The sequence below is a fragment of the Paenibacillus faecis genome, assembly GCF_008084145.1.
In the GTDB taxonomy this organism is placed as follows: domain Bacteria; phylum Bacillota; class Bacilli; order Paenibacillales; family Paenibacillaceae; genus Fontibacillus; species Fontibacillus faecis.
In genome coordinates this window covers 61,693-76,984 of record NZ_VSDO01000003.1, presented here as the reverse complement: position 1 = coordinate 76,984, position 15,292 = coordinate 61,693, and the positions used below count along the sequence as shown (strand labels likewise).

Sequence of the window (15,292 nt, the reverse complement as noted above, 5' to 3'; positions counted from 1 at the left end):
GAGAACGTCATGGGAGTAGTTAGTTTGTTTAGCGTGGCGCCGGAGGGTTCCGTTACTTCGCCGAAAGGGTTTCGGGCCGGCGGCCTGCATTGCGGTCTTAAGAAAACGACGCGCAACGATCTCGGCGCGATTGTGTGCGAGGTGCCCGCGGTGGCGGCGGCCGTCTATACGACGAACGTGTTCCAGGCCGCCCCGCTGAAAGTGACGCGCGAGAGTCTCGCGTCCGGCGGGCGGCGGCTGAAAGCCGTCGTCGTCAACAGCGGCAACGCCAACGCCTGCACCGGGCAGCAGGGCGAGGCCGATGCCTACGCCATGCGCGCCGCGGCGGCCGCGGCCTTCGGGCTCGCCGAGCACGAAGTCGCCGTCGCCTCCACGGGCGTCATCGGCGAACTGCTGCCGATGGACCGCGTCGAAGGCGGCATCGCCGGCTTGCCGGGCGTGCTGTCCGGCGGCGACGACGGCGCCGAGCAGTTCTGCCAGGCGATTCTCACCACCGACCTCGTGAAGAAGGAGGTGTGCGTGAGCCTGGCGGTGGACGGCCGCGAGGTGCGGATCGCCGGGGCGGCGAAGGGCTCGGGCATGATTCATCCGAACATGGCGACGATGCTCGCCTTCGTGACGACCGATGCCGCCGTCGAGCCGCAGGCGCTGCAAAGCCTGCTCGGCACCACCACCGACGTGACGTTCAACATGATCACGGTCGACGGGGATACGAGCACGAACGACATGCTGGTCGCGATGGCCAGCGGGCTCGCGGGCAACCGGGAGCTGGCGCCGGGCCATCCCGACTGGGAGGCCTTTGCGGCCGGGTTCCGCCACGTGTGCCAGACGCTGGCACAGGCGATCGCCCGCGACGGCGAAGGCGCCACGCGCCTGGTCGAAGTGACGGTGGAAGGCGCCGTCACCGATGCTTCCGCGCGCGCCATCGCCAAGACGATCGTCGGCTCCAGCCTGGTGAAGTCGGCCGTTTTCGGGGCCGACGCCAACTGGGGCCGCATCATCGCGGCGGTCGGCCGCGCCGGGGAGCCGGTGAATCCGGATACCGTGGATATCCGGCTGGGCGACATCGTCGTTTTGGCCGGCTCGCGCCCGATTCCTTTCGACGAGGAAGAGGCGCTGGCTTACCTCCAGGGCGACACGGTTGCGATCCATGTCGACCTGCACGGGGGCGGCGGCCGCGCGACGGCTTGGGGCTGCGATTTGACTTACGACTATGTGCGAATCAATGCGGCTTATCGGACATAAGCCGACGAAAGATAAATGAAATGGCAGGTTGGTTTGGTGCCATCTGGTGCCCAACGGGTGCCCATCAGAGAGGTCGTAGCATGAAAAGATGCTAATCTGCAGGAATTCTGGCCGATCCATGAGGGGTATGCGAAAAAAGCTGCAAATCCGCAGGTATTTCGGACGCTTTTTGATAATCGCGCCGATTTCGATGTAAGCTCCTGCACCATTGCAGGAATTTTGAGATTTATGGCTTCTTACAGGGAAAAACCTGCAGATATGCAGGAATTCGATGTTGCTGAGCGGTTCAGTGAGCGGTTCAGTGAACGCAGAGAGGGGAGAACGGGAGTGAGAATCGTACTGGAAGGCGGCCAATTATCCGCCGGAGCGCCGGGGATTGCCGTGAAGCGGACGTTTGTCATGAAATGCGGGGGCAGCACGCTGGAGGAGTTGCCGGATTCGTTTTACAAGGACTTGGCCGGACTTCAGGAGGACGGGATTCAGCCCGTGATCGTCCATGGCGGCGGGCCGGCGATCTCCGAGAACCTGGGCAAACTGGGGATTGAATCGCGCTTTGTGAACGGACTTCGCTATACCTCCGAAGAGGTGCTCGATGTGGTGGAGATGGTGCTTGCGGGCAGCATCAACAAAAAGATCGTCCGCCGGATCGGGCAGGCGGGCGGAAAGGCGGTCGGGTTGTCCGGCGTGGACGGCGGCCTGATTCAGGCGAAGCCGGTCGTGAACGCCGCGGAAGTCGGACGGGTCGGCGACGTTACCGGCGTCAATGCCGAGCTGATTGAAGGGGTGCAGAAGCTGGGTTATATTCCGGTTATCGCTCCGGTGGGCATGGACCGCGAAGGACAGCGCTACAACATCAACGCGGATACGGCGGCGGGCGCCGTCGCATCGGTGCTCGGCGTGCAGCGGATGATCGTGGTGACGGATGTGCCGGGTATTATGAAGACGGTGAACGGGGAAAAAAGAGTCCTGCCGACAGTGACCGTGCAGCAGATTGAAGATATGATTCTTACCGGAGAAATTTACGGCGGCATGATTCCGAAAGTTCGGGCGGCCGTGGCCTGCATCAGCGGCAAAGTGAACGAGGTGGTCATTGTCGACGGCAGCGTCCCCGGCGTGCTGGGCAAGGTGTTGGCCGGAGAGGCGATCGGCACGAAGATATTGCGCATGCAGTAAAAGAAATCGTTTAATGTAGAGGAGATGGGAAAATGACGCAAAGCGTGCTGTTTACGACCTATGCCCGCTATCCGCTGAATCTGGTCAAAGGGCACGGAAGCTGGGTCTGGGACGATCAAGGCAACCGGTACCTGGACTTCATGAGCGGCCTGGCCGTCACCAATCTGGGGCACGCCCCGGAGAAAGTCAAAGAGAAGGTGAAAGCCCAGCTCGACGAGCTGTGGCATATTTCGAACCTGTTTCACATTCCCCAGCAGGAAAAAGCGGCGCGGCTGCTGACGGAAGTCAGCTGCGCGGATGCGGTCTTTTTCTGCAACAGCGGCGCGGAAGCGAACGAAGCGGCCATCAAGCTGGCCCGCCGCTACCATCAGAAGGTGAAGGGCGCGGACCGCTATGAAATCATTACGTTCGAGCAGTCCTTCCACGGCCGGACCCTGGCCACGCTGACCGCCACCGGCCAGCAGAAAGTGAAGGACGGGTTCCTTCCGCTGCCGGAAGGCTTCAAAACGGTGCCTCTGCATGATTTGGACGCGCTCCGTTCGGCGATCGGGCCGAAGACGGCGGCCGTCATGCTGGAACTGGTGCAGGCCGAGGGCGGCGTGTACCCGGTGGAGCGCGGGTTTGTTCAGGAGCTTGCGGCGCTCTGCAAACAGGAGGGGCTGCTGCTGATCCTTGACGAGGTGCAGACCGGTATGGGCCGGACCGGCACCTGGTTTGCGCATCAGCAGTACGACGTCGAGCCGGATATTTTCACCACGGCCAAGGGGATTGCCAGCGGACTGCCGGCCGGCGCGATGCTGGCGAAGGACTTCCTGCGCGAAGCGTTCACGCCGGGGACGCATGCCTCGACCTTCGGCGGCAACCCGGTTTCCGCGGCGGCGGTGATCGCCACGATCGAGACGATGCGTGAGGAGCGCGTGCCGGAACGGGCGGCGGAGGCGAGCGCCTATTTGATGGAGCAACTGCGCGTGGCCTTGGCGGACCAACCGTTCGTGCGGGACATTCGCGGCCTCGGCCTGATCATCGGCATCGAGTGTGCCGGACCGGTCGGAGAGATTGTGACCGCGGGGCAGCAAAACAAGCTGCTGTTCGTGACCGCCGGTCCGAACGTTATCCGGCTTTTGCCGAATTTGCTCGTGACCCGCGAGGAGATCGACCAGGCGGTCGAAACGCTGACGGGCCTCATCGCCGACCATGCCGCCAAGGATGCCGTAAAGGAGGAAATGAAGTTATGAGCCTGACGGAACAGAAAAAATTCAATCTTACCGGACGCGACTTTTTGGAGCTGGATGATTACTCCACCGAGGAGATTCAATACTTGATCGATCTGGCGATCGAAATCAAAGCCAAGCAGAAGCGCGGTGAGGCTTACCAGCCGCTCAAGGGGAAAACGATCGGGCTGATCTTTGAAAAATCGTCGACCCGTACCCGCGTGTCTTTCGAAGTCGGAATGTACCAGCTTGGCGGCCATGCGCTCTTTTTGAGCAAGAACGATATCCAGTTGGGCCGCGGCGAGACGATCGCCGATACGGCGGGCGTCATGTCCCGCTACCTGGACGGGATTATGATCCGTACCTTCGGCCATGATAAAGTGGTGGATTTGGCGCGTTATTCCACGGTTCCCGTGATTAACGGGCTGAGCGATCTGGCTCATCCGTGCCAGGTGCTGGCGGACTACCAGACGATCTATGAGCATAAGGGCACGCTGAAGGGGCTTAAGCTGGCTTATATCGGCGACGGCAACAATATGGCGCACTCGCTCATGATCGGCGGAGCCAAGCTCGGCGTGCACGTATCGGTGGCGGGCCCGGAAGGGTATGAGCCGGATCCGCAAGTGGTGGCGTCCGCGCGGGATATCGCCCAAGCGACGGGCGCGGTTATCGAGGTGCTGCGCGATCCCCGGGAGGCGGTGAAGGACGCCGATGTGATTTACACCGATGTCTGGGCCAGCATGGGATTTGAAGAGGAGCAGAAAGCCCGGGAAGCGGCGTTCGCGTCCTACCAGGTGGATGAGGAACTCGCCGCGTACGCGAAGCCGGATTATTTGTTTATGCACTGTCTGCCGGCGCATCGCGGCGAGGAAGTCAGCGAGGGCGTCATCGACGGCGAGCATTCGATTATTTTTGACCAAGCGGAGAACAGGCTGCATGCGCAAAAAGCGCTGATGGCGGCTTTAATGGGATAAGGGAGGATACTAACGATCATGGCAAAAGAAAAAATCGTATTGGCGTATTCGGGCGGCCTGGATACGTCGGTTATTTTGAAATGGTTAAAAGAGACATACGACGCGGAAATCATCGCCTTTACGGCGGATATCGGACAGAAGGAAGAGCTGGACGGGTTGGAGGAAAAAGCGCTGGCCACCGGAGCTTCCAAAGTGTACATCGATGACCTTCGCGAGGAGTTCGCCAAGGACTTCATCTACCCGATGTTCCAGGCCGGGGCGCTCTACGAGGGGCAGTATCTGCTCGGCACGAGCATCGCCCGTCCGCTGATCGCGAAGCGGATGGTGGAGATCGCGCGGGCCGAAGGCGCGGCGGCGATCGCTCACGGCGCTACGGGCAAGGGTAACGATCAGGTGCGCTTCGAGCTCGCGGCGGCGGCGCTGGCGCCGGAAATCGCCGTAATCGCTCCCTGGCGGCTCAGCGAGTTCCGCGACCGTTTCCCGGGCCGCGCGGAAATGATCGCCTACGCCGAAGCGAACGGCATCCCGGTGACCGCCTCGGCCGCCAAGCCGTACTCGATGGACCGCAACCTGCTGCATATCAGTTACGAAAGCGGCGTATTGGAGGATCCTTGGTTTGACCCGTCGGCGCCGGAGAACAAGGAAATGTTCCTGCTCAGCGCCTCCCCGGAGGATGCGCCGGACCAGCCGGAATACCTGGAGCTGGAATTCGAGCAGGGCAACTGCGTCGCGCTGAACGGCGAGCGGCTGGATCCGCTCCGCGTCATGGAGAAGTTGAATGAACTGGGCGGCAAGCACGGGATCGGACGCGTCGATATGGTGGAGAACCGCTTCGTCGGCATGAAGAGCCGGGGCGTATACGAGACGCCGGGCGGCACGATTCTGTTCACGGCCCACCGCAAAATGGAGTCGCTGACGATGGACCGCGAGGTGATGAACCTGCGCGACAGTTTGATTACCCGTTACAGTACGCTCGTATACAACGGGTTCTGGTTCGCCCCGGAACGGCTTGCCCTCCAGGCACTGGTTACCGAAAGCCAGAAGAACGTGACGGGCACCGTACGCGTCAAGCTGTACAAGGGCAATATCATCGCGGCCGGCGTGAAGAGTCCGGTCAGCTTGTACAATCCGGACATCGCGACGATGGAAGCCGATCCGACGCAAGCTTACGATCAGGGCGACGCGACCGGATTTATCCGGCTGAACGCGCTGCGTTTAAAAGTGGGGTCGGGCGTCGAGCAGAACAAGCAATAGATGGATGGTCTATGGTAAGTAACGGGAAAACCTCCCGTTAATGTACGGGTCTTGGCCCGTCGATCGGATTTAGCGGGAAAAGATCCATCTATTTTGCGGTCCAATGGCCGATATATATAATTCCAGGCGAATTAGCGGGAGGTTTTCCCGTTAATTTGCTTTTGCAGCCGCATAGGCACCGAATTAACGGGAAGAATTCCCTTTAATTGGAGTTCAACCTATATGTGCTTATGTGCTCAAACAGCGATGGAGCGTTTATAGAGCATTTATGGAACGTGAACGTTTATCAATGCGATAAACCAAGTTTTTTCATAGGGACGTTTTTCAGAGCGTTTAGAACTAAGGAGTGGATCAGGTGAGCAAGCTGTGGGGTGGACGTTTTACGAAGCAAACGAACCGTCTGGTGGAGGAATATACCGCTTCGATCGGATTTGACAAGGCGCTGGCGGAGGAGGACGTGCAAGGAAGTCTCGCGCACGTGACGATGCTGGGCAAATGCGGCATCCTTCCGGCGGACGATGTGGACAAAATCAAGGATGGCCTCCATGCCGTCCTGAACAAAATCCGTCGAGGCGAGCTGGAGTATTCCGTTTCGGACGAAGACATTCATATGAACATCGAGAAGCAGTTGATCGACGAGGTCGGCTCGGTCGGAGGCAAGCTGCATACCGGCCGAAGCCGTAACGACCAGGTGGCCACGGATATGCACCTGTACTTGCGCAAACGGGTCGTCGAATTCGTGGGACTGCTCCATGATCTTCAGGAGGCGTTAATCGGACAGGCCAAGGCGAACCAGGATACGATCGTCCCTGGGTATACGCACCTGCAGCGGGCGCAGCCGATCTTGTTCGCCCATCATTTGATGGCTTACGTGTCCATGTTCCAGCGGGATATCGAGCGGCTGCAGGACAGCTACAAGCGCATAAACGTGCTGCCTTTGGGGGCCGGAGCGCTGGCGGGAACGACGTTTCCGATCGACCGTCATTTCGTGGCGGAGCAGCTGAATTTTGACGCGGTCTACGAAAACAGTTTGGACGCGGTCAGCGACCGGGACTTTATCCTCGAGTTTTTGGCCGACGCCTCCATCTTGATGATGCATCTGTCGCGGCTCAGCGAGGAGCTGGTCCTGTGGAGCAGCACCGAATTCCGGTTCGTCGAACTCGATGACGCCTTCTGCACGGGCAGTTCCATTATGCCGCAGAAGAAGAATCCGGACGTACCGGAACTCGTGCGCGGCAAAGCGGGCAGGGTTTACGGCAACCTGATGGGTCTGCTCACCGTGTTGAAGTCGCTGCCGCTGGCCTACAACAAGGATATGCAGGAAGACAAGGAAGGCATGTTCGATACGGTGGCTACCTTGCAGGGAGCGCTGCGGCTGTTCGCCCCGATGATCGCTACCATGAAGGTGAACGGAGACCGGATGCGCGAAGCGGTGAACAAGGACTTCTCCAATGCGACGGACATCGCCGATTTTCTGGCGGGCAAAGGTCTGCCGTTCCGGCAGGCGCATGAGGTGATCGGCAAAACGGTGCTGTATTGCATACAGAACGAAAAGTTTTTGCTGGATCTGTCGCTGGAAGAGTTTAAACAGTTTTCGCCGTTGTTCGACGAAACGATTTACGAAGTGCTTAAGCCCGAAACGGTCGTCAACGCGCGCAACGTATACGGCGGAACGGCCTCCGGCCAAGTGGCGGCCGCGATTGCCCGGGCCGAAACGAAGCTGGCGGATACGGGCGAATGGGTCCGGTCCTATATGGAGAAAAGCAAATAACCGTGAGGCGGGAGACAGCCTTCGTTTTGCAGCCTTGCTGCTGACGGAGGCTGTTTTTTTAGTTTCATGATGAAAGTAAAAATAAAATTTTCATTTTTATTTTCAAAAATATATAAAAAGATAGTCACTTTTTGTCGAAATAAATGTTATATCGCTCACTGTCAATGTCAGGTGAGTAAGCTAAGGCCGACCGCCGCGGTATCATGATGGATTTTTTTACATCCGTAGACTTACACCGACTTAACGGCCTGCAATTCATCCGGAAGATACATAAAAACAAAGCTACTTTATTGAGGGAGGAAAAATATGAAGACCCTATTTAAGCGTATGAGGAGCCTTCTTGAAGTGCGCACGCTGCGAAACCGAATGCTGCTGTTGTTTGCGATAACGCTGATCATCCCGAACCTGGTGATCGCTGTTTCCAGCTTGACCAGCGCTAGCGGACAATTGCGTTCCAAGATGGACCAAAGCACCCAATCGAGCGTTAACTTGATGAACGATCTGCTAGGCCAAATCGTGGAGGCGGAGGTTCGGAACGTCGAGCAGCTTGTGATGGAAATAACCTCGCAGCAGATCAACGATAAATCCCCGGAGCTGCGCAAGCATATCGAGCTTTTTATGGAGAAGCATCCCGAGCTTGAGCTGCTAACCGTAGGGACGCAGACGGGAGCCTGGATGAAAGCGCCGGATCCCGGCGCGCAGGAATATGATCCGCGGGAGCGGGACTGGTTCAAGAAGGCGCTCGCCGCGCCGAATGAGACGGTGATTCTCGATCCGTTCACGTCGGCGACGACCGGCAACTACAATCTGTTCATCAGCCGGGCTCTGCCGGATGGTCAGGGGGCGATCACGTTGTCCCTGAACATGGCGGAGCTGAACAAAAAGGTGGCCAGCTTGCGGTTAGGCAACAAAGGTTATGTCTACATCATGGACGCGGCGGGCAAAATCGTGGCCGATCCGACCGTAAAGAGCGGAGAACCTGCCACCGGGGACCAGGTGGCCAAAATTCTGGCCGGGAAGTCCGGCTTTATGCGGTATACCAGTCCGGTGACGGGAGAACCGCAAAGCAGTTACTATACGACGAACGAGTTGACCCGATTCAAGATCGTCGGGGTGCTGGAGACCAACGAGTTTACCGAAGCGTCGATGCCGATTTTCTGGACTTCGCTGATCGTCTTGGCCGTATCCCTGCTGGTGGCCGGCGTGGTTCTGTTCTTCGTGATCCGCAGCATCACCCGTCCGATCGAAGCGCTGAATCTTTCGGCGAAACGGGTGGGCGAAGGTTATCTGAATGAAAAGGTCATCACCAAACGCCGCGACGAAATCGGGCAGTTGGCGGGGAACTACAACGAGATGGTCGGCTCGATCCGCACCATGGTCCTGGGAATTTCGGAGCTGTCCAGCCAGGTAGCCGCTTCAAGCGAGGAGTTGACGGCCGGGACAGAACAGAACTCCAAAGCGGTCGAGCATGTGGTCAACCTGGTGCAGGAGACGTCCGAGGACGCCGAGAGACAGGCGGCCATGTCCGTGGAAAGCGCGAAGACGATGGAGGAGATGTCGATGGGCATCCGCAAAATCGCGGAGGCGTCGGGCAACATCGTGGAATCCTCGCGCCACACCGAGGAGGACGTAAGATTCGGCAGCGAGAAAGTGAGCCATGTAAGCGAGCAGATGGAAGAAATCCGGCGCTCCACGCGGGTGTCGTCGGAGTTAATGCATCAGATGAATGAGTTGAGCGCTCAAGTGGCCGGCATGAGCAGCGCCATTTCCGAGATCGCCAACCAGACGAACCTGCTGGCCCTGAACGCCGCGATTGAAGCGGCCCGGGCGGGCGAGGACGGCCGTGGTTTTGCGGTCGTGGCGGGCGAAGTGCGCAAACTGGCGGAACAGTCCCGGGTAACGGCCGAGCAGATTCAAGACAGCATCGGGCAGATGACGGGCTTGACGGCCAAAGCCTACGAAGTGATGAACCGTGAGGTGAACGAAAGCGTCGAGCGCGGTATTTCCGTCACGGAGGAGGCGCGGACCGCGTTCCTGCAAATCGAAGCTTCGACGAAGCAAATCGCCGAACAGATCCACGAGGTCTCCGCGATCACGGAGCAAATGTCGGCCAGCGCCGATGAAATCGCCGCGTCGGTGACCCAAATGGCCGACACCTCTTCGAGAAGTCTGGAATCCTTCCAGAGCGTAACGGCGGCGACGCAGGAGCAGTTGGCATCGATGGAGGAGATCTCCTCGGCATCGGACGGCTTGGCCCGGATGGCGGCGGACATGCACTCCAAAATCGATCATTTTAAGCTGGAATAGATATTAGGATGAAAAGCGTGCTACCCGGAACCCCGCGTGGGATCCGGCCGGCGCGCTTTTTTTAGTGGCTTTAGCTAGTTCAGCTCGCGAAGCGTACAAAACAAGAAACCACCTGCGGGTTGTAGTGATGCTTATAGCAAAAACACTGATGGGCTCGTTATCATAGGAGTGTTCAAGCTGCTATGTATAACGAAAGGAAAAGGTGGCTTAATGGCTAATCGAAGTGATATGTGACATACAAAGAGGCGCTTTGAGTGCTTCCAAACTCCCAACTCCAAAAAGATGCAAATCTGCAGGTATTTAGGCCGATCCCGGAGGTGATTGTAGAAAAAGATGCAAATCTGCAGGAATTTCCAGCGATTTTAGAGAAACGAGCCGGTTTCGTCGAAAATTCCTGCAGATTTGCAGGGATTTTGAAATTTTGAGTCCAAACAGGAAAAAAGCATGCAGATATGCAGGAATTCTATGTTATCAAGGTTGTCTGAAGGGGCACCTAGTAGTAATCGCACTCCGTCAGAAAATGACGAGGTCTGCTCATTTACAACGTAACAATGTTATGTTACATTAAAAACGAGAAAGGAGTTTGGTGATGACGGAGGAACTGATCTCAAAAAAGGAACTGCTTGACGTCACTGGAATCTCTTACGGTCAGCTGTACCGCTGGAAGCGGAAAAACCTCATCCCCGAACAGTGGTTTATCCGTAAATCTTCCTTTACGGGACAAGAGACGTTTTTTCCACGGGAAAAGATCCTGCAGCGCATCGACCGGATTCTGAATATGAAGGACGATCTGTCGTTGGATGCGTTGGCGGATATGTTTTCACCCAGTCCCGGGGAAAGCAGCATGAGTGTTGGAGAAATATTGGAACGAAACATTGTGTCATCCGTCTCGATAAATTTATATCTGGAGACCATGGATTCGGTACAACAGCCTATTCTCGGCTTTGAAAAAATACTAATAATTTATGTGCTCGATAAGCTATTGCGCAGCGGGGACATTTCTTTGGATGAAGGCCGGCTCCTGATCCGAACGCTGGAGGCCTATTTTCCCGAAAAAACCGGCAGGGAATGCGGGATCCGGCTGACCCGGAAGATGGGGGTGGCGGCTTTTCTGCTGGTGCCGGGCGATGGCGAAGTTTATCTGGACAGCGAGGTTAAAACGGTAGCAAGACTGTCCATGCCGGCGTGCACTGAAGAATTGAAATTAAGAATGAGCGGGAGTGAAGGTTCGTGAGCGAACAACTCGTTAGGGATTTGAAGATCAATGGCCTGGGGCAGGCCGCCGGCGGAACCTACGGAAAAGTCAGCATCGACGGCATCGGAACTTTAAACGGGGATACGGTTTGCGACTTGCTGACGGTGAACGGCAGCTTAAAGACGAAGCATTCGATTCAGGGCGGCGAGATCCGGATCAACGGCAACAGCTCGGTCGGCGGCAAGGTGGGAAGCGGGCGTTTGCGGGTGGACGGTATGCTTAAGGTGGATGGAGACGTTCGCTCGGAGCGGATGGATATTAACGGAATGCTGCGGATCGGAGGCGGCGCTGCCGGGGACACTCTCGAGATCGACGGCAGTCTGAAGTCGTCCGGGAATGTTGAATTTGAGACCGTGCAGGTGTACGGCGGCTTTCAAGTCGGCGGGATGCTGAACGCGGGAACGCTGGAACTTAAAATGGCGGCAGCTTGCCAGGCCCGGGAGATCGGCGGGGAACGGATACGGGTAGCGGCGAAGAAGGGGTCCCGCAAACTGCTCGGGCTGTTCACGTCTTCCCTGGCCATACGTCTGACGGCGGACGTGATCGAAGGCGACGATATCGTGCTTGAAGATACGAAGGCGGATGTGGTGCGCGGCAACCGGGTGCGGATCGGTCCGGGCTGCGAAATCGGCGTCGTCGAATACAGGCACGCTTATGAGGCGGATCCCAAGGCTTCGGTAGGAAAAGCGGTGCAGCTTTAATCATCGGTTTATTCATCAAAGGAGGATGGGAAGATGTATGAATCCACCCGTGAACCGCAGCAGGCGGATATGAAGCTGGTCGGCAACAGCACGGCGAACGGAGGCGCATTCCGAAACGTAAGCATCACCGGGGACGTGGAGATTGGCGGGGATGTGGATTGCCGTTCCTTTAAATGTACCGGGAACGCCGATGTGGACGGAAGCTTGCAAAGCGGGGAACTGAAGACGACGGGCAACCTCGCGGTAAAAGGCTCGTTGGAGTCCGCCCGTATCCGCGTAACCGGGGACTTGGATATAAAAGGCGCACTTACCGGAGAAGAGATCCATATTTTTGGGGGATGCACGGTAAAGGCCGGGATCCAGGGAGAACAGTTTCATTTGAAGGGATCGCTCCAAAGCGAGGGGATGTTGAATGCCGAGCATGTCGATATCCGTTTGCTGGGCAGAAGCGCCATCGGCGAGATCGTCGGAGGCAGGGTAGAGGTCAAGCTTCATGCTACGCATAAATGGGTGCTCTGGCTGCCTTACAGGGAATCCCCGGAGCTCGTGGCGAACGTCATTGAGGGAGATCACGTCTACTTGGAAAACACGATAGCCCAAACGGTCCGGGGCGGGCAGGTCACGATCGGTCCGAACTGCAGGATTGAACTCGTGGAATACCGCACCGGGTTCCATCAGGATTCCCGTTCCGAAGTGGTGCGGAGTGTGTGGCACAGCGAAACCTAATTTTCTTGAAAAAAACGCCGGAATCCCCGTCTTATTGCGAAAGACGCGAGGATTGCGGCGTTTTTTTGGCTGTGATGATGCCCTTGCGTTACAAATTAGGCGGGATCGACATGACCCTTTCGTCCGGCCGCATAACCCATCACGATGGTAAGCAGGGATAGCGAGGTAATCGTCGCGAGCGGGACCGTCCACCCGCCGCTTTGGTCGTGGAGAAAGCCGAACAGCGTCGGCCCGACCGCGGCAAGCAGATAGCCGATCGACTGGGCCATCCCGGACAGTTCGGCGGCCTGATCGGCGGAGCGGGCACGGAGCCCGAAGAACATGATGACCAGGCTGAAGGTCGTGCCGCAGCCGAGGCCGATCAGCATGATGAACAGCATGGCCCATGACGCGGGACCGAGCCATACGCCGGCGAAACCGGCGAGGAACAGGGCGGAGGAAGCGGCGGCCAGCCATTTTTGGCTTTGGGTCCGCGCCGCGATCAACGGCATGGTAAAAGAGCCGACCATGCTGAGCAACTGCATGATGGACAGCATCCACCCGGCTTGGTCCATGCTCATCCCCCGTTCATGCAAAATTTCCGGCAGCCAGGAGATGCCGATATAGAACATGACCGATTGCAGGCCCATGAACAAGGTCACCTGCCAAGCGACCGGGGAGCGCCAGACCGCTCCGGATTTCCTGTAGCCAGCCCCGGCCCCTGCGCCTGCACTCTTCCGGTTGGCGGCGTAGCGGCGTACGAGCGGGATCCAGACGAGGGCGGTTGCCGCCGAGAGCAAAATCCAGAAGCCGAGCGCCCCGCGCCATCCCAAAAAGGTCCGGGCCAGCGGCATGCTGACGCCCGAGGAAATGGCGGACCACATGTTCATGAAAGACGTGTACAGCGACGTCATCAGACCGATCCGCAGCGGGAAATCCCGCTTGATCACGCCGGGGATCAGCACGTTGGCGACGGCAATCGCGCTGCCGACCAGCGCGGTACCGCCGAACAGGGCGGGAACCGACGGCAGGGAACGAAGCAGGATCCCTCCCGTCATGATGATCATGCAAAAGAGCAGCGTCGGCTCGCTTCCCCAGCGCGCCGCCAGTCGCGGCGCGGCCAGGGCGAATACGGCGAAGGCGAGCAGCGGCAGCGTGGTCAGCATACCCGACAGGGTGTGCGACAGGCCGGTGCTGCTCTGGATCTCGCCGATCAGCGGCCCCACGCCCGTGATCGGCGAGCGCAGCGTCGCCGCCGTAAGCAGGATGGCCGCGACCGCCAGCGCCGTTCCGGTGCCGCGCGAGCGGCCGCCCGCCGCGGGTTTGGGCGCCGGGGCGGGCGCCGACTGGGCCGCTGCCCCGGCCGCTGACCCGATTGCTGACCCAGCCGCTGTATCCGGTGTCGACTCGGCAATCGAATCGATCGTCGTAGGAGAAGCTGAGGCAGCCGCGATATTTGTCGAATTGGACTCCTCTTTTTGCAGGAGATCGGAAATCGTTGAATTAGACTTCATTATGCAATGAATCCTTTCTGTGTAATTCTGCTGGATCCCGAGCCGAAGCCGTCGGAAATCAGGTGGGTTTACCTTACCATACGAGAAGAAAATTAATCAATAGGAGTCCCGTTCCTTTCCGGGTTCCCTGGCCGACTGGAAACGGCAGAACTTATGGAATTCCGAGGGACGATTGTGGTACAATTAATGGTAAAATCAGGTTGAAGCTGAGATAGTCAGTCTATATCTGAGATGGCCAATTCATATTAGAGCAGAGTCAGAGCAGAGTCGTGAAGCACACGCCTTTTGCCTTGGAGATAAACTCCGGGCAGAGGGCGTTTTTTGCGTTTTCATGAGTCTAATGAATCCATTGCACGAAAAACCGCCGCTAACCGTGATTGATCTGCTTTGCTTTGATAGTCCAGCGATAAACATTTTTTCTAAGTAAGTAGAAAAGGAGGGAACAAGCATGGCTTTCACTGAGGCGCACGAAAATTATATAAAAGAACACTTGGCAGTGAGGGAGGGGGAACGTGCGAGAAGATTGCTGGAAGGGCATGGCTATGCGGAAAAATGGTTTTTGGAGGCGGTATGGTGGCCCGCTTTCGGACATTTTCAGCACCTCCATCCGGAATACGAGGTGAGTGATTTTAAGGATGGATACAGGTTTCTCGATTTTGCGTACATTCGCGGTCCATTGAAACTGGCCATCGAAATTGACGGTTACGGCCCTCATTGGAGGAATGTCAGCCGTATCCAGTTTTCCGACCATTGTCGGAGACAGAACGATTTGATGATCGATGGCTGGAAGGTGTTGCGGTTCTCCTTTGACGACGTCAAAGAGAGTCCCCGCTACTGCCAGCAGAAAATCCATCAGCTTCTCGGGCGTTGGCTCGGTGAAGAAAACGCGGCGGCGGAGGCGGACTGGCTGGAAAAGGAGGTCATCCGGCTGTTCTTGAGGAGCGGGGGCCCTTTAACGCCCGGGGAGGTCAGGCAGCGCATGGGGATTGGCGAAAAGAAGACAAGGGCGATACTGTACGACCTGGCCCGCAAAAAATGGATCCTGCCCCACAGCGGCAATGAGCGAATTCGCTCATACCGGCTGAGCTCGGCTGGGCGGGATCTCACTCTTTGAGACGGGGCAGGAGAGGGGGGCGGGGAGCGGCAAGGGGGAACGCGGGCGGGCGAGTGGCGGCTAAGGGA

Annotated in this window: 12 protein-coding genes; 11 read left to right on the top strand and 1 reads right to left on the bottom strand. The window is 57.8% G+C overall.

The window, feature by feature from the left end:
• Positions 1 to 9 precede the first annotated feature (9 nt).
• The 10 genes from argJ to FRY98_RS13855 all read left to right on the top strand — a co-directional run bounded on the left by argJ (position 10) and on the right by FRY98_RS13855 (position 12,617).
• Positions 10 to 1,245 (top strand): bifunctional glutamate N-acetyltransferase/amino-acid acetyltransferase ArgJ, encoded by a 1,236-nt coding sequence (argJ, locus tag FRY98_RS13900; protein WP_148452859.1) that lies wholly within the window; start codon positions 10 to 12, stop codon positions 1,243 to 1,245.
• Positions 1,246 to 1,644: 399 nt separating this feature from the next.
• Positions 1,645 to 2,418, top strand: coding sequence for an acetylglutamate kinase (gene argB, locus FRY98_RS13895; protein WP_225039365.1), 774 nt, complete (start codon positions 1,645 to 1,647; stop codon positions 2,416 to 2,418).
• 32 nt (positions 2,419 to 2,450) lie between these two features.
• Positions 2,451 to 3,653 (top strand): acetylornithine transaminase, encoded by a 1,203-nt coding sequence (locus FRY98_RS13890; RefSeq protein WP_148452857.1) that lies wholly within the window; start codon positions 2,451 to 2,453, stop codon positions 3,651 to 3,653.
• On the top strand, positions 3,650 to 4,603 hold the full coding sequence (gene argF, locus FRY98_RS13885; RefSeq protein WP_148452855.1) for an ornithine carbamoyltransferase: 954 nt from the start codon (positions 3,650 to 3,652) through the stop codon (positions 4,601 to 4,603). Before FRY98_RS13890 ends, argF begins: the two co-directional genes overlap by 4 nt.
• Positions 4,604 to 4,621: 18 nt before the next feature.
• Positions 4,622 to 5,857 carry an argininosuccinate synthase gene (locus tag FRY98_RS13880; protein ID WP_148452853.1) on the top strand — a complete coding sequence of 412 codons (1,236 nt, stop codon included), beginning with the start codon at positions 4,622 to 4,624 and terminating at the stop codon, positions 5,855 to 5,857.
• Positions 5,858 to 6,212: 355 nt separating this feature from the next.
• Entirely contained in the window at positions 6,213 to 7,628 is a 1,416-nt protein-coding gene (gene argH, locus FRY98_RS13875; RefSeq protein ID WP_148452851.1) for an argininosuccinate lyase, read from the top strand.
• 306 nt (positions 7,629 to 7,934) lie between these two features.
• Positions 7,935 to 9,935, top strand: a complete 2,001-nt coding sequence (locus FRY98_RS13870) for a methyl-accepting chemotaxis protein (RefSeq protein WP_148452849.1) — start codon at positions 7,935 to 7,937, stop codon at positions 9,933 to 9,935.
• A gap of 589 nt (positions 9,936 to 10,524) precedes the next feature.
• Positions 10,525 to 11,169 carry a YhbD family protein gene (locus FRY98_RS13865; RefSeq protein WP_148452847.1) on the top strand — a complete coding sequence of 215 codons (645 nt, stop codon included), beginning with the start codon at positions 10,525 to 10,527 and terminating at the stop codon, positions 11,167 to 11,169.
• Complete coding sequence (locus tag FRY98_RS13860; RefSeq protein WP_148452845.1) at positions 11,166 to 11,891, top strand: hypothetical protein; 726 nt, start codon at positions 11,166 to 11,168, stop codon at positions 11,889 to 11,891. The genes FRY98_RS13865 and FRY98_RS13860 overlap by 4 nt, the downstream gene beginning before the upstream one ends.
• A gap of 33 nt (positions 11,892 to 11,924) precedes the next feature.
• Positions 11,925 to 12,617 carry a DUF342 domain-containing protein gene (locus FRY98_RS13855; protein WP_148452843.1) on the top strand — a complete coding sequence of 231 codons (693 nt, stop codon included), beginning with the start codon at positions 11,925 to 11,927 and terminating at the stop codon, positions 12,615 to 12,617.
• 95 nt (positions 12,618 to 12,712) lie between these two features.
• Here the strand turns inward: FRY98_RS13855 and FRY98_RS13850 are convergent, their stop codons facing one another.
• Positions 12,713 to 13,879 (bottom strand): CynX/NimT family MFS transporter, encoded by a 1,167-nt coding sequence (locus FRY98_RS13850; protein ID WP_420819703.1) that lies wholly within the window; start codon positions 13,877 to 13,879, stop codon positions 12,713 to 12,715.
• Positions 13,880 to 14,558: 679 nt separating this feature from the next.
• Here FRY98_RS13850 and FRY98_RS13845 point away from each other — a divergent pair.
• The gene (locus FRY98_RS13845) at positions 14,559 to 15,224 is read left to right on the top strand and encodes a PDDEXK family nuclease (protein WP_148452839.1); all 666 of its coding nucleotides are present in this window, start codon (positions 14,559 to 14,561) and stop codon (positions 15,222 to 15,224) included.
• The last annotated feature ends 68 nt before the right edge of the window (positions 15,225 to 15,292 follow it).

What these genes read in the sequence shown, in the direction of transcription:
- argJ (WP_148452859.1), top strand. Translation starts at nt 10, where the DNA reads ATGGGAGTAGTTAGTTTGTTTAGCGTGGCGCCGGAGGGTTCCGTTACT.
- argB (WP_225039365.1), top strand. Translation starts at nt 1,645, where the DNA reads ATGAAATGCGGGGGCAGCACGCTGGAGGAGTTGCCGGATTCGTTTTAC.
- FRY98_RS13890 (WP_148452857.1), top strand. Translation starts at nt 2,451, where the DNA reads ATGACGCAAAGCGTGCTGTTTACGACCTATGCCCGCTATCCGCTGAAT.
- argF (WP_148452855.1), top strand. Translation starts at nt 3,650, where the DNA reads ATGAGCCTGACGGAACAGAAAAAATTCAATCTTACCGGACGCGACTTT.
- FRY98_RS13880 (WP_148452853.1), top strand. Translation starts at nt 4,622, where the DNA reads ATGGCAAAAGAAAAAATCGTATTGGCGTATTCGGGCGGCCTGGATACG.
- FRY98_RS13870 (WP_148452849.1), top strand. Translation starts at nt 7,935, where the DNA reads ATGAAGACCCTATTTAAGCGTATGAGGAGCCTTCTTGAAGTGCGCACG.
- FRY98_RS13865 (WP_148452847.1), top strand. Translation starts at nt 10,525, where the DNA reads ATGACGGAGGAACTGATCTCAAAAAAGGAACTGCTTGACGTCACTGGA.
- FRY98_RS13855 (WP_148452843.1), top strand. Translation starts at nt 11,925, where the DNA reads ATGTATGAATCCACCCGTGAACCGCAGCAGGCGGATATGAAGCTGGTC.
- FRY98_RS13845 (WP_148452839.1), top strand. Translation starts at nt 14,559, where the DNA reads ATGGCTTTCACTGAGGCGCACGAAAATTATATAAAAGAACACTTGGCA.